Annotated in this window: 17 protein-coding genes and 1 tRNA gene; 5 read left to right on the plus strand and 13 right to left on the minus strand. The window is 62.6% G+C overall.

Annotated features, from left to right (window positions below; translation table 11 throughout):
* Nucleotides 1–123 precede the first annotated feature (123 nt).
* Both ABVN19_RS24975 and ABVN19_RS24980 read left to right on the plus strand, forming a co-directional pair.
* Nucleotides 124–1,404, plus strand: a complete 1,281-nt coding sequence (locus tag ABVN19_RS24975; RefSeq protein ID WP_028942179.1) for an aminotransferase class III-fold pyridoxal phosphate-dependent enzyme — start codon at nucleotides 124–126, stop codon at nucleotides 1,402–1,404.
* A gap of 161 nt (nucleotides 1,405–1,565) precedes the next feature.
* Nucleotides 1,566–1,724, plus strand: coding sequence for a YqaE/Pmp3 family membrane protein (locus tag ABVN19_RS24980; protein WP_003177654.1), 159 nt, complete (start codon nucleotides 1,566–1,568; stop codon nucleotides 1,722–1,724).
* Between the two features lie 60 nt (nucleotides 1,725–1,784).
* Here ABVN19_RS24980 and ABVN19_RS24985 read toward each other — a convergent pair whose 3' ends face one another.
* From ABVN19_RS24985 to panB, 11 genes are all read right to left on the minus strand, one after another.
* Complete coding sequence (locus tag ABVN19_RS24985; RefSeq protein WP_028942178.1) at nucleotides 1,785–3,620, minus strand: S9 family peptidase; 1,836 nt, start codon at nucleotides 3,618–3,620, stop codon at nucleotides 1,785–1,787.
* Nucleotides 3,586–4,746 (minus strand): pyrroloquinoline quinone biosynthesis protein PqqE, encoded by a 1,161-nt coding sequence (gene pqqE, locus ABVN19_RS24990; protein WP_028942177.1) that lies wholly within the window; start codon nucleotides 4,744–4,746, stop codon nucleotides 3,586–3,588. Before pqqE ends, ABVN19_RS24985 begins: the two co-directional genes overlap by 35 nt.
* Nucleotides 4,718–4,993, minus strand: a complete 276-nt coding sequence (gene pqqD / locus ABVN19_RS24995) for a pyrroloquinoline quinone biosynthesis peptide chaperone PqqD (protein WP_028942176.1) — start codon at nucleotides 4,991–4,993, stop codon at nucleotides 4,718–4,720. The genes pqqE and pqqD overlap by 29 nt, the downstream gene beginning before the upstream one ends.
* Nucleotides 4,990–5,745 (minus strand): pyrroloquinoline-quinone synthase PqqC, encoded by a 756-nt coding sequence (pqqC, locus tag ABVN19_RS25000; protein ID WP_028942175.1) that lies wholly within the window; start codon nucleotides 5,743–5,745, stop codon nucleotides 4,990–4,992. Before pqqC ends, pqqD begins: the two co-directional genes overlap by 4 nt.
* An 8-nt stretch (nucleotides 5,746–5,753) precedes the next feature.
* The gene (pqqB, locus tag ABVN19_RS25005; protein ID WP_028942174.1) at nucleotides 5,754–6,665 is read right to left on the minus strand and encodes a pyrroloquinoline quinone biosynthesis protein PqqB; all 912 of its coding nucleotides are present in this window, start codon (nucleotides 6,663–6,665) and stop codon (nucleotides 5,754–5,756) included.
* A 67-nt stretch (nucleotides 6,666–6,732) separates the two neighbouring features.
* Nucleotides 6,733–6,804 (minus strand): pyrroloquinoline quinone precursor peptide PqqA, encoded by a 72-nt coding sequence (gene pqqA / locus ABVN19_RS25010; RefSeq protein ID WP_008365141.1) that lies wholly within the window; start codon nucleotides 6,802–6,804, stop codon nucleotides 6,733–6,735.
* 140 nt (nucleotides 6,805–6,944) lie between these two features.
* On the minus strand, nucleotides 6,945–9,305 hold the full coding sequence (gene pqqF / locus ABVN19_RS25015; protein WP_105641456.1) for a pyrroloquinoline quinone biosynthesis protein PqqF: 2,361 nt from the start codon (nucleotides 9,303–9,305) through the stop codon (nucleotides 6,945–6,947).
* A 38-nt stretch (nucleotides 9,306–9,343) separates the two neighbouring features.
* Nucleotides 9,344–10,141: a carbon-nitrogen hydrolase family protein gene (locus ABVN19_RS25020; RefSeq protein ID WP_105641457.1), complete on the minus strand. Its 798-nt coding sequence runs from the start codon at nucleotides 10,139–10,141 to the stop codon at nucleotides 9,344–9,346.
* A gap of 13 nt (nucleotides 10,142–10,154) precedes the next feature.
* On the minus strand, nucleotides 10,155–11,837 hold the full coding sequence (locus ABVN19_RS25025) for an NAD(P)/FAD-dependent oxidoreductase (protein ID WP_028942171.1): 1,683 nt from the start codon (nucleotides 11,835–11,837) through the stop codon (nucleotides 10,155–10,157).
* 241 nt (nucleotides 11,838–12,078) lie between these two features.
* Nucleotides 12,079–12,537 (minus strand): Lrp/AsnC family transcriptional regulator, encoded by a 459-nt coding sequence (locus ABVN19_RS25030; RefSeq protein ID WP_028942170.1) that lies wholly within the window; start codon nucleotides 12,535–12,537, stop codon nucleotides 12,079–12,081.
* Nucleotides 12,538–12,610: 73 nt separating this feature from the next.
* Nucleotides 12,611–13,429, minus strand: coding sequence for a 3-methyl-2-oxobutanoate hydroxymethyltransferase (gene panB, locus ABVN19_RS25035; RefSeq protein ID WP_105641458.1), 819 nt, complete (start codon nucleotides 13,427–13,429; stop codon nucleotides 12,611–12,613).
* An 86-nt stretch (nucleotides 13,430–13,515) separates the two neighbouring features.
* On the opposite strand from panB, the gene ABVN19_RS25040 reads away from it, so the two are divergent.
* The gene (locus ABVN19_RS25040; RefSeq protein WP_028942168.1) at nucleotides 13,516–14,325 is read left to right on the plus strand and encodes a helix-turn-helix transcriptional regulator; all 810 of its coding nucleotides are present in this window, start codon (nucleotides 13,516–13,518) and stop codon (nucleotides 14,323–14,325) included.
* Here the strand turns inward: ABVN19_RS25040 and ABVN19_RS25045 are convergent.
* A complete protein-coding gene (locus tag ABVN19_RS25045) occupies nucleotides 14,313–15,161 on the minus strand; it encodes a lipopolysaccharide biosynthesis protein (RefSeq protein WP_353632778.1) in 849 nt (282 codons plus the stop codon). The two genes, ABVN19_RS25040 and ABVN19_RS25045, sit on opposite strands and share 13 nt — an antisense overlap.
* Before the next feature lie 200 nt (nucleotides 15,162–15,361).
* Here ABVN19_RS25045 and ABVN19_RS25050 point away from each other — a divergent pair, with 200 nt between their 5' ends.
* Nucleotides 15,362–16,015 (plus strand): glycosyltransferase family 25 protein, encoded by a 654-nt coding sequence (locus ABVN19_RS25050; RefSeq protein WP_028942166.1) that lies wholly within the window; start codon nucleotides 15,362–15,364, stop codon nucleotides 16,013–16,015.
* Between the two features lie 72 nt (nucleotides 16,016–16,087).
* Entirely contained in the window at nucleotides 16,088–16,249 is a 162-nt protein-coding gene (locus ABVN19_RS25055; protein ID WP_156905598.1) for a hypothetical protein, read from the plus strand.
* Between the two features lie 63 nt (nucleotides 16,250–16,312).
* On the opposite strand, the gene ABVN19_RS25060 is transcribed toward ABVN19_RS25055, so the two are convergent.
* Nucleotides 16,313–16,389 (minus strand) — tRNA-Ile (locus ABVN19_RS25060).
* Nucleotide 16,390 lies beyond the last annotated feature (1 nt).

The raw sequence follows: 16,390 nt of genomic DNA on the forward strand, positions 1-16,390 counted from the left end.
GTTTACAGGGCCAGAAGGCGCGATGAATACCGTGTACGTTGAATGGCGGTTACATAGGAAAGGCAAAAAATCGTGGCAGGGCACATCTCGCCCGTTTTGCCTGACGCCGGAGGCGTTCCACCCATGAACCTTTTCAACTTGCGCCGCTCGGCGCAGGTCGTGGCTGAGCGCAAGGTTGTGCCTGTGGTTCGGCCGGCCAGCGACGACTTGTCTCGCGACTGCCTGATGCCGGCTATCGAACGTGCGCCCCAGGTATTCGTACGTGGCCAGGGCTCCTGGCTGTGGGACAGCGAAGGCCATGCCTACCTGGACTTCACCCAGGGCGGCGCAGTCAACAGCCTGGGCCACAGCCCCAGCGTGCTGGTCAAGGCCTTGAGCGGCCAGGCCCAGGCCTTGATCAATCCCGGTGCCGGCTTTCATAACCGTGGCTTGCTGACCCTGGTCAATCGCCTGTGCCAGAGCACCGGCAGCGACCAGGCCTACTTGCTCAACAGCGGTGCCGAGGCCTGCGAAGGGGCAATCAAGCTGGCACGCAAATGGGGCCAACTGCATCGCAACGGCGCCTACCACATCATTACCGCCAGCCAGAGTTGCCATGGCCGCAGCCTGGGGGCGCTGTCGGCCTCCGACCCATCGCCGTGCAACCGCTGCGAGCCAGGCCTGCCGGGCTTCAGCAAGGTGCCATTCAACGACCTCGACGCGCTGCATGCGGCGGTCGACTCGCGCACCGTGGCGATCATGCTGGAGCCGATCCAGGGAGAGGCCGGGGTAATTCCCGCCACGGCCGATTACCTCAAGGGTGTCGAGCGCCTGTGTCGCGAACTCGGGATCCTGTTGATTCTCGATGAAGTGCAGACCGGCGTTGGCCGCTGCGGTGCGCTGCTGGCCGAAGAAACCTATGGCGTGCGCGCCGACATCATCACCCTGGGCAAGGGCCTGGGTGGCGGCGTGCCGCTGGCGGCCTTGCTGGCGCGTGGCAGCGCCTGCTGCGCTGAGGCGGGTGAACTTGAGGGTAGTCATCACGGCAATGCGCTGATGAGTGCCGCAGGCCTTGCCGTGCTGCAAACCGTACTGGAACCGGGCTTTTTCGAGCAGGTTCGGGATTCCGGCCGGCATCTGCGCGATGGCTTGAGCCGCCTGGCCGGTCGTTATGCCCAGAACCAGGTACGCGGCCAGGGCCTGCTGTGGGCGTTGCAACTGAGCGAAGACAACGCCGCCGAGCTGGTGAAGGCCGCCCTGCAGGAAGGCTTGCTGCTCAATGCCCCGCAACCTGATGTGGTGCGCTTCTCGCCGGCACTCACGGTGAGCAAGGGCAACATCGACGAAATGCTCCTGCGCCTGGCCCGGGCCTTTGCCCGCGTGCACTCGGCGCAACAACACCAGCGGCGTGAAGCCACTGCCTGATTTCTCACGTTCAGTGAAGTAACCGAACCGTCTCGCGTTCCTGCGCATCGCCCCGGGCCTGAAGTTTTTGGCCCGGGGCGTTTTTTTATCCGCACATTGCCTGTTGAACCCCGACGCAGCGCTACAGTCAGTTGTTGTACATCATTCAAGGAAGCTGCCCCATGGACTTTATTCGCATCATCATCGCCATTCTGCTGCCGCCGCTGGGCGTATTCCTGCAGGTCGGCTTCGGCGGCGCCTTCTGGCTCAACATTCTGCTGACGCTGCTGGGATACATTCCGGGGATCGTGCATGCGGTGTACATCATCGCCAAGCGCTGAACCTATCGCGGGGCAAGCCCGCGCCTACCAGCCTTGGTAGGCGCGGGCTTGCCCCGCGATTCAATTGTCTAGAACCTGCCTATAAAATCGCCACTCTTCCTCCAGCGCATGCGCCAGATTGGCCGCCGTGCGAAATCCATGGCGTTCCGAAGGGTAGAAGTGTCCTTCGGCACGGATGCCGTTGGCCTTGAGCGCAGCCAGCATCGAACGGGTCTGTTCAGGGACCACAACGGCATCCAGTTCGCCCTGGAAGAAGATCACCGGCACCTTGATCTGCGCCGCGTGCAGTAACGGTGTGCGTTGGCGGTAGCGTTCGGCATCCTCGAGCGGGTCGCCGATCAGCCAGTCCAGGTAGTCGCCCTCAAACTTGTGCGTGGCCCGTGCCAGGGCCTGGGGATCGCTGACGCCGTAGAGGCTGGCGCCGGCACGGAAGACATTGTGGAACGCCAGGGCGCACAGTGTGGTGTAGCCACCGGCGCTGCCGCCGCGGATAAAGGCCTGGGCCGGGTCGACCAGCCCGCGTTCGGCCAGGTGGCTGACTACTGCGCAGGCATCTTCGACATCGATCTCGCCCCAGCGCAGGTGCAGGGCCTGGCGGTACGTGCGGCCATAGCCACTGCTGCCCCGGTAGTTCAGGTCGGCCACGGCGAAGCCGCGTTGGGTCCAGTACTGGATGCGAGGGTCGAGCGCCGGGTAGCAGGCCGAGGTCGGGCCGCCGTGGACAAACACCACCAACGGCGGGCGTTCTGCCGCGGCGATGGCCGGGTAGAAAAAACCGTGTGCGATGCCGTCGCCACTGCTGTAGCGCAGGGACTGCGGCTGGCTGATGCGTTCGGCCGGCAACGGCGGTACGCCACCGGCCAACACCTGCACCTGGTGGTTGTAGCGGTTGATGGCAATGACGGCGGGTGGGCAGACCGGTGAGGCGGCAATGGCGTAGAGGTGGTCGTGATCCAGGTCCAGACAGCGCAAGCGGCTGTAGTCGACGTCGATGTTTTCTAGCGTGCCATCGACATGGCGCACACCAAGGCGACTGAAGCCGTCTTCAAACCAGGTCGCCAGGTAGTGCTGGTCAGCCATGGGCAGCCAAGTGCTGGCACCCAGTTGCCAGGGCGCCGCGGCATGGTCGACCTGTGCCGCAGGTAGCGCGGACCAGCCCTGCGCGGTTTCGCCCCAGGGTTGCCAGAAACCATTGTGATCAGACAGGCAGTACAGGCGGCCACGATCATCGAAACGAGGTTGCTGGAGCGATTGCGCCGGCCCGTGGTCGCCAGCGATGCAATGTGCTGGCGTCCATTGCCCGTCACTCACGCGCTCGCAGCAGAACAGGCGGGTGGCGGTCCAGGGCTGCTCGGGGCGATTCCACTCGACCCAAGCCAGTCGCGCGCCATCGGCGCTGAGCGTGGGCGATGCATAGAAGTCCGCACCTTCGGCCAGCACCTCGCGCTGGCCCGCGCCGATAGCCACCAGGCGGTGCTCGACCTGTTCGGCACTGTGGGTTTCTTCCACCGCCAACACCTGCCCGTCGGCCCAGCGCAGATCGCCATAACGGCATTGACCCTCGGTGAGCGCCTGGGGCAATCCACCGTTCAGGTCTTGGGTGTAAAGCTGCTGGTCGGCCTCGTTGACGAACACCAGACCATCATCGGTCAGGCAAAAACTGCCGCCGCCATACTCATACACCCGGCTGCGTACGCTGAAACCATCGGGGGTCAGGCAATGGGCCTGGCCATCGCGCCAGTGCCAGAGCCTGCAGGCGCCATCGCGCGGGCGGAACTCGTTCCAGAACAGGCCGTGAGGCCCAACCCGCAATTCGGCGAAGTCGGTGCCGGCGGCTACCGCCTGTTCGGCACTGAAGCGCTCAACCACGGGCGATGACTCGGGAGTTTCGTTCATTGCGGAAGGTCAGCTCGTCGATGTTCAATTGGGCGTGCTCGGCTTCCTCGCGCGCCTTGAGGATGATGCCGTGGTCGGCCGATTTGGCGCAGACCGGGTCGGCATTGCTGGCATCGCCGGTGAGCATGAAGGCCTGGCAGCGACAGCCGCCGAAGTCCTTCTCCTTTTCGTCACAGGAGCGGCACGGCTCGGGCATCCAGTCGTAACCGCGAAAGCGGTTGAAGCCGAACGAGTCGTACCAGATGTGCTGCATGCTGTGCTCGCGCACGTTGGGGAACTGCACCGGCAGCTGGCGTGCGCCGTGGCAGGGCAAGGCGGTGCCATCGGGGGTGACGGTGAGGAACACGCTGCCCCAGCCGTTCATGCAGGCTTTTGGGCGTTCTTCGTAGTAGTCCGGGGTGACGAAGATCAGCTTGCACGGGTTGCCGGCGGCAGCGAGCTTTTCCCGGTACTCGTTGGTGATGCGTTCGGCGCGTTCGAGCTGCGCACGGGTCGGCAGCAGGCCGACACGATTCAGGTGCGCCCAGCCATAGAACTGACAGGTGGCAAGCTCGACAAAGTCGGCTTCAAGGGCTACGCACAGCTCGATGATGCGGTCGATCTTGTCGATGTTGTGCCGGTGGGTAACGAAGTTCAGCACCATCGGATAGCCGTGGGCCTTCACCGCACGGGCCATTTCCAGCTTCTGCGCAAAGGCTTTTTTCGAGCCGGCCAGCAGGTTGTTGACCTGCTCGTCGCTGGCTTGGAAGCTGATCTGGATATGGTCCAGGCCGGCTTCCTTGAAGGCTGCGATCTTCTGCTCGGTGAGGCCGATGCCCGAGGTGATCAGGTTGGTGTAGTAGCCCAGGCGGCGACCTTCGCCGATCAGTTCGGCAAGGTCCTGGCGAACCAGCGGCTCGCCGCCGGAAAAGCCCAGCTGCGCCGCGCCCATCTCCCGGGCCTCGGCCATGACCTTGAACCATTGCTCGGTGCTCAATTCCTTGCCCTGGGCGGCGAAGTCCAGCGGGTTGGAGCAGTAGGGGCATTGCAGCGGGCAGCGGTAGGTCAGTTCGGCGAGCAGCCACAGCGGCAGGCCGACTTCAGGCTTGGCCGGTACTTCACTCAAGGACGATCCAGTGTTCGGCACGGGCGACCTCCATGAATTGCTCGATGTCGTCACCGAGCTCGGGTACACCAGGAAACTGCTTGTCGAGCTGGGCAATGATCGCCGCCACATCGCGCTGGCCGTCGATCAGCCCGCCGATCAGCGCGGCACTCTCGTTGAGCTTGATCATGCCTTCGGGGTAGAGCAGTACATGGGCCTTTTGCGCCGGTTCGTACTGGAAGCGGTAGCCCGGGCGCCATCTGGGGGTTTGTGCGCGATCGAAACTCATAGGGCGACTCCTTTGTGCCAGACCCGTTCGCTGGTGACACTGTGATAGGGCGGGCGGTTCAGTTCGTAGGCCATGCTCATGGCGTCGAGCATGCTCCAGAGAATGTCCAGCTTGAACTGCAGGATCTCCAGCATGCGCTGCTGGCCCTCAACGGTAGTGTAGTGCTGAAGGGTGATCGCCAGCCCGTGCTCCACATCGCGGCGCGCCTGGCCCAGGCGGGTACGGAAGTATTCGTAGCCGGCCGGGTCGATCCAGGGATAGTGCTGCGGCCAGCTGTCCAGGCGCGACTGGTGGATCTGCGGGGCGAACAGTTCGGTCAGCGAGCTGCTGGCCGCTTCTTGCCAGCTGGCGCGGCGGGCGAAATTCACATAAGCGTCGACGGCAAAGCGCACACCAGGCAGCACCAGCTCCTGGGAGCGCAGTTGGTCCGGGTCCAGGCCGACGGCCTGGCCCAGGCGCAGCCAGGCTTCGATGCCGCCGTCTTCGCCGGGCGCGCCGTCGTGGTCGAGCAGGCGTTGGATCCACTCGCGGCGGATTTCGCGGTCCGGGCAGTTGGCCAGGATCGCGGCGTCCTTCATCGGGATGTTCACCTGGTAGTAGAACCGGTTGGCGACCCAGCCCTGGATCTGTTCGCGGCTGGCGCGTCCCTCATACATCGCCACATGGTAGGGGTGATGGATGTGGTAGTACGCACCCTTGGCGCGCAGGGCCTGTTCGAATTCGGCGGGGGACAGTGCTTTGGCGTCGCTCATGTCGGCTCCTAGAGGGTGATGCTCATGCCGTCGAAGGCCACTTCGACGCCGCGTCGGTCCAGCTCGGCGCGTTCGGCCGAGTCTTCATCGAGGATCGGGTTGGTGTTGTTGATGTGGATAAGGACCTTGCGCTGCGCAGGGAAACCTTCCAGCACTTCGAGCATGCCGCCCGGGCCGTTCTGGGCCAAGTGGCCCATCTCCCGCCCGGTACGGGTGCCGACACCGCGGCGCTGCATTTCATCATCTTCCCAGAGGGTGCCGTCGACCAGCAGGCAGTCGGCATCGCACATCATCTGCAGCAAGTTGTCGTCGACCTGGCCCAGGCCGGGTGCGTAGAACAGTTTGCCGCCGGTGCGCAGGTCTTCGACCATCAGCCCGAGGTTATCGCCCGGGTGTGGGTCGAAGCGGTGGGGCGAATAGGGCGGGGCGGCGCTGCGCAGCGGGAACGGGGTAAAGCGCAGGTTGGGGCAGGCGTCGATGACGAAGCTGCCTTCAAGCTCGATGCGGTTCCACTTCAGCCCGCCGTTCCAGTGGCTGAGCATGGTGAACAGGGGGAAGCCGGTGGTCAGGTCCTGATGGACCATCTCGGTACACCAGACCTGATGCGGGCAGCCTTCTCGCAGGCTCAAGAGGCCCGTGGTGTGGTCGATCTGGCTGTCGAGCAGGACGATGGCATCGATACCGCTGTCGCGCAGGGCGCGGGCCGGCTGCATGGGGGCGAAGCCCTGCAGCTGTGCGCGAATGTCAGGGGATGCGTTGCACAGTACCCAGTGGACGCCGTCGTCAGAGAGGGCGATGGACGACTGGGTGCGTGCCGTGGCGCGCAAGGTACCGTCGCGAAAGCCTTTGCAGTTCACGCAGTTGCAGTTCCACTGCGGGAAACCGCCACCGGCGGCGGAACCTAGAATCTGGATGTACATGGCCACTCCTGCCGCGTCTTGAAATAAAAACGCCCCGGCTGACCGAGGCGTTGTACCGCAAGCAGACTCAACGGCTTGCGAAATACATGGTCACTTCAAAGCCGATACGCAGGTCAGTGTAAGCAGGTTTGGTCCACATGGAATTACTCCTTCCGGATAGGTCTGGGGTTGGGCAGCTACTTACTTAGTCCACCCTCCGAGAGAGGGGTTCCAATAGCCGGGATTGCGCTATCTTACTAAAAAATACGGACTGAATGGTTAAACCTGAGATAAACGCTGTTACATGTTCGGTAAAAATGGATCGGCGGTTTGCCCGTCGCCTGCAGGCGCAGGGCCATTGGCCAGGCATAGCCAGCCGCCTGTAGCGCGTTGCAGGTCGTGCGCCAATTGCTGCAACTGGTCCTCGGTCGTGGCGAGTATTGCGGCCTGCAAATCCTCCAGGCGTGCGCCCGGTTGCCCCGCCAGATGAGCCTGCCAAGCCCACTCGGCGACCTCGTTGTTGCTCAGGGTGGTTTCTGCCCATAGCGCGGCCAGGGCCTGGCGGGTCTCGGTCGAGCAGGACAACTGCGCCGTCAGCGAGGCCAGAAATGCCTCGATATGGGTGAGGATCTGCGCAGGGCTGGCGCTGGGAGACTGCACGCCGAACAGCAGACCACTGCAGCCCTGAAGTTGCCGGAAGGCACTGAATACGGCGTAGCCCAATTGCAACTCGACCCGCAGGCGCTGGTAGAACGGACCCTGGATCTGTTGCGCCAGTAGTCGCGCGCAGGCCTCGTCACCCGTCGACACCGGGCAGAACAATAGCAGGGCGGATTCACTGGCAGGCGGGGGCAGCATTTGCCACCGGCGAACGGGGGCGACTGTCACCACCCGTTGTGCTCCTGGCTGCCCAGGCACGGCCTGCAATGTGCGATTAATCGCCTGTTGCGTGTGTTCATCGAAGCCAGTGGCCAGGGCCTGCCATGTGGCGTGTGCCCACAAGGCATCCAGATCACCCTGGCTGAGCGTGCATGCAGGCAAAGGGCCCTTTTGGTGGGCAACAAGCTGCTCGGGAAGTTGCCTGATCAAGGCGCGGATTGGCATCGAATCAGTCTCGGCGGGTGCCTCTGCGAGCCAGTTGGCGGGCCGGGGCAGCACGTGCATCAGTTCCTTGAGCAGCACGATTACAGTTGCCGGTGCCCCCGCACAGCGCAGTTGCCAGTACTCGCCAACGGAGTCGAACTGCAGCTCTGCGGCCGCCCGTACCGCCCGCTCGCGCAGCGGCTGCACGGCATGGTCGAGGACAGTCCACAAACGGTCGCGCAGGGCCGACGCTGGCTGCCAGCGCAGATACACCACGCCATGCTGGCGTAGCGCAGGGAGTGTCGGGCTCCAGGTCAAACCAGCAGGCGTAGCGCAAGCTGTGGTGTCGGGGCTTTGCGGGTTGAGCAGAGGCTCGGGGGCGGGCAATTGCCATACCTCCTGGCACGCGGACGGGGCGCCTAGCAGCAGAGCGTCGAGCAAGGTACGCAAGGCAGTCTGGCCTTGCCCGGTCAGCGCTTCAAAAGGTTGCGCGGTGCTGTCGCGACGGGCGAGGTCGAGTGCTGTTGCGGCGTGAGTACGGCAACGCTGCAGCCCTGCATATTCTTCATTCAGCGCAGCCCAGTCGGTGTCACGGAAAAACCTCAGCCAGTCGAGCAGCAAGGCCCGGGCATTGTCGGCGATAGCCGGATCGCGGAGTGTCAGGCGCGTGTGCAGTAGTGTCTGGCCGGCAAAGCTGTACAGCACCGAGCATTCGATGGCGTGTGCCCAACCGCGTTCGCGCAGTGCGGCGAGTACGCCCCCGGGCCGGGTGTCGGTCAGCCAGGCGGTGAGGAAGTCGATGGCCTGCTCCGTTGCGGCGGGCAAATTCGCCACGGCCTGCAACAGCTCCAGTCGAGACCCGCTCAGCACCGAGTCCAGGGCATGGTCGAGCAGCGGCGGTGGCGGTTGCTGCATCACTCTCTGGCCCGTCGCGAGCCGGCTTGCTATCCGGCTCGCCAATGCTTGCAGCGTGTCGAGGCTTTGTGGCCCGCACAGGCTCAGGGTCATCTGGCCTGCCTGGTAGAAACGCTGGTGAAAGCCCTGCAGCGCGGCCTGAAAGTCAGCGCTGTGGATCGGCAGACTGTAGCGGTTCCCCGCCTGGAAACCACTCAAGGGGTGGCGCTTGGAGACCGCCTGCAATAGCGCAAATTGAGCTTGGGCCTGGGGATTGCGTGACCAGGCAATGAACTCGGCATGGATGACTTCGCGCTCGCGCGCCTGGGCCTGCAGATTGAACGAGGGCCTCGCCAGCATTTCGCACAAGCGCTCCAACCCACCGGCATACGCCGCCTGGGGCACTTCGAAGAAGTAGTCGGTGGTGCGCTCGCGGGTGCTGGCATTGACCTGGCCGCCATGGCGTTGCACATAGCGCATCAGGCCGTCATCGAGGGCAAAGCGCTCGTTGCCGAGAAACAGCAGGTGTTCAAGAAAGTGTGCAAGGCCGGCGTAGGGGGGGGGGGCGTCATGACTGCCTGCCATGACCCGCACCGCTGCGGCGCAACGCTTCAGTTGCGGCGCATGGCGCAGGGTGACTTGCAGGCCATTGTCGAGGGTGAGGTGTCTAAGGGAGGTGGGCATGACGGTTCCGTTTCAGCACGAACCGTCATGCTAGCGGATTATCCGTGGTGCGGCGCGTAGAGCGCCGGCCGCAGGTCGTGCAGGTACGGCGTGCTGGCACGGCCTTGGTGTACCCGTTGCAGCTCAAGGTCGGCCTGCAGCAAGGTACTGTCGCGACCGGCCATGGCCAGGATACTGCCGTCGGGGCCGATGATGCTGCTCTGCCCGCAGTAGTGGATTTCGTCTTCGGCGCCGCAGTAGTTGGCGTACGCCAGGTAGCACTGGTTCTCGTAGGCCCGGGCGCGCACGGTCACCTGGGCAATGAAGTCGTACGGCACCATGTTCGCCGTTGGCACCAGGATCAGTTCGGCACCGGCCAGGGCCAGGCGACGGGCATTTTCCGGGAATTCGATGTCGTAGCAGATCAGCATGCCCAGCCGCCAGCCGTTCAACTCCACCACGGGGAAGTGGTCAGGGCCGGGACTGAACATCGCGCGGTCCAGGCCACCGAACAGGTGAGTCTTGCGGTAGTTGCACAGGCTGCTGCCGTGGGCGTCGACCAGTTGCACGGCGTTGTATACCTGGCCGTCATCGGCAAGCTCGGGGTAGCCGTAGACGATGGCGATGCGGTTGCTCTGGGCGATCTCTACCACCGCCATGGCCGAGGGGCCGTCTTCGGCTTCGGCCAGGCGTTCCACCGCTTCGCTGCCGATGTTGTAGCCGGTCAGGAACATCTCCGGGCACACCAGCAGGTCGACCCCGCGCGACGCGGCCAGCTGCGCTTGCTGATGCAGGCGCTCCAGGTTACCCGGTACGTCCAGTGGTTGCGGGGCACCTTGATACAGGGCGATGCGCATGGTGGTTCTCCTGTCAGTCGGCCAGGGCGATGGGGCCGATCTCGTGGAACACGTCGCCTGGGCCTGGGTTGTCCGGATGGGTATGCCCCCCGAAGTGAGTCATGATACCCCACACCGCATTGAGCGACGTCTGCACCGCCCCTTCGACCCAGGCCGGGGTCCAGGACACGTCGTCACCGGCGATGAATATGCCGCGTTGCTCGGCGGGCAGGTCCTGCTGCATGAAGTGGGCATACATGCGTTGGTTGTAGCGGTAGTGGCCGGGCAGGGCACCTTTGAAGGCGCCAAGGAAATGCGGGTCGGCTTCCCATGAGACGGTGATCGGATCGCCAATGATGTGCCCGGCGATGTCGACTTTCGGGTAGATCTTCTTCAGGGCATCCAGGGCCAGCTTCACGCGCTTTTCCACCGGATGCGGGAGCATCTTCAGGGCATCGCTCATCCACGAGTACGACAGGCAGATCACCCCCGGCTTGTCGTCGCCGTTGTCAAACAGATAGGTGCCGCGGGTCAAGCGGTCGGTCAGGGTCATGCTCATCAGGTCACGGCCGGTTTCTGGGTCCTTGTCCTTCCAGAACGGTCGGTCGACCATCACAAAGGTCTTCGACGACTGCATGTAGCGCGTGCGGTCAAGGGCCATCCACATCTTCTGCGAGAACAGCGATTCCTCACATTCGATCTGGGTGGTCAGCAGCCAGCTCTGGCAGGTGGTGAGCACGGCGGCATAGTGGCGGGTATCGCCCCAGTTGTCGGTGACTGCCAGTCGCCCGTCAGCATCGCGGGCGATGCTCTTGACCCCGGGGCGTGGTGCGCCACGGTGCAACGCGCTGAGACTGGTGCCTGCCGGCCAGTGAGCGCAGCGCTCGGGTACATGGCGCCAGATGCCCAGCGGGACCTGCTCGACGCCACCCACCACCAGGTGCTGGTGGTCGTCGCAATTGGTCATCACCACGCGGAAAATTTCCAGCATCGAGTTAGGGAAGTCCGAGTCCCAGCCGCCGGTGCCAAAGCCGACCTGGCCGAAGACTTCCCGGTGCAGGAAACTGAGCTTGGCGAAGGCCTTTGAGGTGGCGACAAAGTCGTAGAAGGTGCGGTCGTCCCACAGCGGGACCAGGGTGTTCCAACGTTCTTTGAGGCGCGCTACGTCGCGGTCGCGAATGGCCTGCTGGATATCGCCAAAGCGGGCGCCGTCCTCCAGGGCATCGGCCCAGGCATCGGCCACTTCCTGGAACAGCTTGGGCAGGTCGGCGAGTTTTTCCGCGTAGTGGGTCTGGCCTTCCAGGTCGATCACCGTGCTGCCCGATGCCGGGGTCAGCGGATTGGGAAAAGGCTTGGTTTCCAGGCCCAGCTTGTCCACATAGTGGTAGAACGCCGTGGACGAAACCGGAAAACGCATGCCCCCGAGTTCGGCAATGATCCCGTCGGTGCCTTCAAAGGCCTGGGAGCGCAGCCGTCCGCCCATTTTCGAGGCCTCGTACACCACAGGCTTGAGACCTAGCTTCATCAACTCGTAGGCGGCCACCAGGCCGGCGATACCGGCACCGACAATCGCCACTTCTTCGCCATGGCGTTCGGTCGGAACACTGCCAAGGCCTGCCGGATGCTCGATCCAGTCGTCAAAGGCGAACGGAAAGTCCGGGCCGAAAATGGTGATGGGTTTCTTGCCGTCGGCGGGGTGGCGATTGTTCTTGTTCATGGATGACCTGGCCAGGGCTGCGCGGGGTGCGGAGCTTGAGTATAGGAAAATGCTGGTGGTCAGTTTAGAGGGCGGGGGTTACGTAATTAAGATGCAGAGTGTCGTCTATTTGATAGATGTTTTGTCGATGTGACGAGCATGCAAGTCAAATAGACGACCTGTAGGAACGGGCTTGCCCCGCGATCGCATTCTGCCTGTCATATTGCTTCGCGGTGCAAGTCGAGACGTCGCACCGCCGCTCCTATAGGTGGCCGCGGTCGACTTTGCTGCTGAGGATGATTGAGGTAGTGGTTTTTTCCACGCCCTCCACGCTGCCGATCTGATCAAGCAACTGGTCCAGTTGTTCGGGGGAATCGCTGCGCAGCCAGGCAACGTAGTCGAACTCCCCGCTTACCGCACACAGTTGCTGGATCTGTCCCATGGCGCTCAGGCGGCGCACCACGTCCTTGCCCGAGCGCGGCTGCACGGTAATCCCGACGTATGCCTGGAGACCGCCATCCATCACGCGCTGGCCCAGGCGCACGCCGTAACCGCTGATGACTTTGGTCTTTTCCAGTCGCGCCAGGCGCGAGGTGACGGTCGTGCGGGCGATGCCCAGTTGGCGGGCGAGCATGGCGACGCTCTCGCGGGCGTTGATCTGCAGCAGCGAGATCAACTGGCGATCGATTTCATCGAGGGCGACGGGGCGGCTGTCGGACATGGGCACTCTCTGGCACACGGAATAAGCGCGATAGCCTATCCACTCAAGCTACCGTCCAGCAAGGCACCTGCGGTCAGTGGGCCTTGAAGCAATGCTGCGCTGCGGGAAAACTGCCATCGCGTACCGCCTGGGCGTAGCTGTCCAGTGCCTGGACAATCTGCCCCTGCAGGTCGGCAAAGCGTTTGACGAAGCGCGGCTGGTAGTCGCTGAACAGGCCCAGGAGGTCTTCGGTCACTAATACCTGTCCGTCGCAGGCAGCAGATGCACCGATACCGATGGTGGGAACTCGCAGCGCTTCACTCAGCTGTCGTGCCACGGGCTCGGCGATGCCTTCGAGCACTATCGAGAAAGCGCCCGCGGCCTGCATTGCCAGTGCATCCCTGCGAACCTTGGCGGCGCTGGACTCATCCCGGCCCTGAGCCTTGAAACCGCCCAGGCTGTTGACCTGCTGGGGCATCAGCCCGACATGGGCCATCACTGGGATGCCACGGCGTACCAGGAAGGCCACGGTCTCGGCCATTTCTTCCCCGCCTTCAAGCTTGACGCCTTGGGCGCCGGTTTCCCGCAGCACGCGCGAGGCGCTGGTGAACGCCTGCTCGGGCGACGCCTGGTAGCTACCGAATGGCAGGTCGACGACCACACAAGCGCGTTGCGCACCCCGCATCACTGCCTGGCCATGGGCGATCATCATGTCCAGGGTCACGCCCAGGGTGCTGGGCATCCCATACAGCACCATGCCCAACGAGTCGCCGACGATGATCACATCGGCTACGGCATCCACCCAGCGAGCCATGGGGGTGCTATAGGCGGTCAGTACCACCAGCGTGCCGGCACCTTTACGCTGCTCGATCGCAGGAATGCTCATACGGTTTGCTTGCACATGGCTGCTCATGGGGGTCTCCAAAGGGGTTGTTCAATGAGTGCGGGCGCAGGCTACCATCGGCCTTTGTCGGCTCACTTGAGCAAAGGAGACAGACGATGCCGCAAGCGAGCCAAATCCCGGAAGTGCCCCCCGTTCCGGAGTTCCAGCAACTGCCGGGGCCTGTCTACCGACGCATGTTTGCCATTCCCGCAGGCCATCGGGTCGAGATGCACAGCCATCCCTGGGTGCAGTTCACCTATGCCAGCGAAGGCATCATGCAGGTGCTGACCGAACACCACAGTTATCTGCTGCCGCCACAATGCGCGCTGTGGATTCCGGCCGGGGTCCGGCACACCGCCTACAGTGGGCAGACCATCGAATTTCGGGGGTTGTACCTGGAAGACTCGCTGCTCAACGGCTACCAGCGCCCCTGCGGCGTCATGCAGGTGACGCCGCTGGTGCGTGAATTGATCGAGAAGGCCAGCCACTTCCCCGCTGACGATCCCGTCCAGGGGCGGCAGGCGCGGCTGTTGCAGGTGCTGGTCGATGAGTTGCGCGAACTGCCCGAGGCTCCTTTTGGATTGCCCCTGCCGAGTGACCCGCGCTTGCGCAGGATCTCGGAAGCCCTGCAGGCCAATCCTGCAGATAACCGCAGCATCGAAAACTGGGCGCAATGGGTCGGTGCTTCGCGACGCACGCTGGTGCGGTTGTTCCAGGCGCAGACACAGCTGTCGTTTCGCGAGTGGCGTCAACGCCTGCGCTTGCTGGCGGCATTACCGCTGCTGGCGCAAGGCATGAGTATCACCACCCTTGCCAACGAACTGGGGTACGACTCGGTTTCGGCATTCATCGCGTTGTTCGCCCGCCACTATGGCGTGACACCCGGTCTTTACGCCTCACGATTGGCAGCACCTCAGCCGGCGTGAATCAGCGCTTTCACTTCGTCCAGGGTTTTGTAGGGAATGACGCTGCGCGGAATGCGCGAATCGGGGGAGAGGTTGTAAACAGCAAATCGCTCGTTGACCACCGATGAGGCCACCAATTCGAATGACGGCAATATGCGTGACTCGAAGTGTTGGTCCAGGCCGCAAGGAGAACGCTCCATACCCTGATGTTCGTAGAACCTGGGCAGGTTCTGATTGAGGTCGACACCTACCAGGAACACCTTGCTGAAGCCGGCGTGATAGGCAATCTGCAACGCCAGGTAAGCCACTGTGCGTGCGTCGAAAAAGCCGCGCTGCAGGTTCTTGCTGAACCCGGCTTTCTTGCTACAGCCTGCGAGGGAGCGGTGGCGAATCAGCTCCGGGTCTTTCTTGAACATCAGATCCATCAGGTGCGCCTTGGGCGCTTTTTTCAGGAAGTACACCTGCGCATTGGTCTCGACCTGAAGGGATCGAAAGTGATGCTCCCAGAGCGCAACCCGCTCACTGCGCCGCAGAGCCTCGACAAACAGTTCCGGCTGTTGAATAGAAAAGTGAGTGTCGGTGCAGGTATAGAAAAACGGTCTTACAGGTGTGTCCATGAACAGCGAGATGGCGCCGTTCATGGTGATCATCGGGACGTCGCTGAATGCCTCGATCGGAAAGGCCTTCGCAGATTGACCTGAGGCGATGATAAAGGCTGCACCTGAGCGGATATTCCGACAATCCTCGAAGTTGTGCGCAGTGAACCCCGCGTCAACGTTCAGTGGTGCTGTAGAGGTGCCCATTGTTGAAATCCTTAGAAGGCGTCTTCGATGAAGCAATGGCTCGGAACTCGCCAAAGTCCTCATGAAAAGTAGCCCCATTTTTTATTAGATTGTAATCAATTGTTAAAAAGTTTGACCCCGATCGCATAAAAACGGTTCCGCCAAGCAGTAGGGCGCTGACTAGTGGCTTTGTAATGGCAGTTGGTACGCGTAGAATCGCGACCTTTTCGGCTATGCCACACGGGAGAGCGGTTGGTGTTCAAAGGAAGTGCGTGGTGAGCAAGATCGAGTTCGACGTAGATGCCGTTTATTGCATTTCCCTCAACGAGCGACACGACAGACGGAAACTGTTCAGCCAGACCGTTGGCAGCCTGATTGGTAATCCGGTGACCTTTCACTTGGCCGAACGCTGCGGTGACCCGGTAAAGGGTTGTTATGAGTCGCACCAGGCGCTGGCGAAACTGGCACTGGATCAAGGCTTGCAGCGCGTGCTGATTTTCGAGGATGACGTCAAAGCCTATGAGCTCAAAGCGACACCGGTCCGTTGGATCAACCGCTTTATTCGCACGCGCAAGTTCGAGGCCTTGCACTTGGGCTACAGCATGGGCAAGACCTGGCTTACCTGGTTCCCGTACATCGCCCGCGGCCGCGTGGTAGCGCTTCACGCCTACATACTTTCACCCGAAGGCTGCCGGATCCTGGCCCAGACGCCTTACGACGGCACACCCGTGGATGTCGTGTTCAAGCAGCGGATCAAGCAGCATTGCGCATTCCCGATGCTGTTTCGCCAGCATGCGGCCTCAGCCACGGGCAGCGATATCGAAAGCGTGGTCCGAAACGAAGACGCGTTCTGGCAGCGCAACTGGGACAAACATCGCCTTTCGCCACTGAAGAACTTCTGGCGCACCGTATTGCGAGTGCGTTTCTGAGGGAATCGAACTAGAGTCTGGACATTGCCGGCGCAAGGAATGCCGTGCGGGCACCAACCCTCTGGAGTCGAGATGAGTCAGGAAAAGGCCGTTCGCGTTCTTCAATCAGTGAAAACCGTCGTGCTGAGCGCACTGGCAGCGCTCAGCCTGGTGCTGGTGCCGCTGGTATGGGTGCCGCTGATTGTGGGGGATTGGGTCTTGGAAAAGCTCAAGCGCCAGGGCCCGCATCGCTGATAGAAGCCGGGCACCTGGCCCTGATACAGGCAAAAAAAACCGCGCATAGCGCGGTTTTTAATTTGGTGGGCCCACACGGACTTGAACCGTGGACCAAAGGATTATGAGTCCTCTGCTCTAACCAACTGAGCTATAGGCCCC

It is taken from the genome of Pseudomonas vranovensis (assembly GCF_040438935.1).
Taxonomy (GTDB): Bacteria; Pseudomonadota; Gammaproteobacteria; order Pseudomonadales; family Pseudomonadaceae; genus Aquipseudomonas; species Aquipseudomonas vranovensis.

Coding starts and splice junctions, on each gene's coding strand:
- ABVN19_RS25025 (WP_028942171.1), bottom strand. CDS start 11,837: ATGAACAAGAACAATCGCCACCCCGCCGACGGCAAGAAACCCATCACC.
- ABVN19_RS24980 (WP_003177654.1), top strand. CDS start 1,566: ATGGACTTTATTCGCATCATCATCGCCATTCTGCTGCCGCCGCTGGGC.
- ABVN19_RS24975 (WP_028942179.1), top strand. CDS start 124: ATGAACCTTTTCAACTTGCGCCGCTCGGCGCAGGTCGTGGCTGAGCGC.
- pqqB (WP_028942174.1), bottom strand. CDS start 6,665: ATGTACATCCAGATTCTAGGTTCCGCCGCCGGTGGCGGTTTCCCGCAG.
- pqqF (WP_105641456.1), bottom strand. CDS start 9,305: ATGCCCACCTCCCTTAGACACCTCACCCTCGACAATGGCCTGCAAGTC.
- ABVN19_RS25030 (WP_028942170.1), bottom strand. CDS start 12,537: ATGTCCGACAGCCGCCCCGTCGCCCTCGATGAAATCGATCGCCAGTTG.
- ABVN19_RS25055 (WP_156905598.1), top strand. CDS start 16,088: ATGAGTCAGGAAAAGGCCGTTCGCGTTCTTCAATCAGTGAAAACCGTC.
- pqqD (WP_028942176.1), bottom strand. CDS start 4,993: ATGAGTTTCGATCGCGCACAAACCCCCAGATGGCGCCCGGGCTACCGC.
- ABVN19_RS24985 (WP_028942178.1), bottom strand. CDS start 3,620: ATGAACGAAACTCCCGAGTCATCGCCCGTGGTTGAGCGCTTCAGTGCC.
- ABVN19_RS25040 (WP_028942168.1), top strand. CDS start 13,516: ATGCCGCAAGCGAGCCAAATCCCGGAAGTGCCCCCCGTTCCGGAGTTC.
- pqqC (WP_028942175.1), bottom strand. CDS start 5,745: ATGAGCGACGCCAAAGCACTGTCCCCCGCCGAATTCGAACAGGCCCTG.
- ABVN19_RS25020 (WP_105641457.1), bottom strand. CDS start 10,141: ATGCGCATCGCCCTGTATCAAGGTGCCCCGCAACCACTGGACGTACCG.
- panB (WP_105641458.1), bottom strand. CDS start 13,429: ATGAGCAGCCATGTGCAAGCAAACCGTATGAGCATTCCTGCGATCGAG.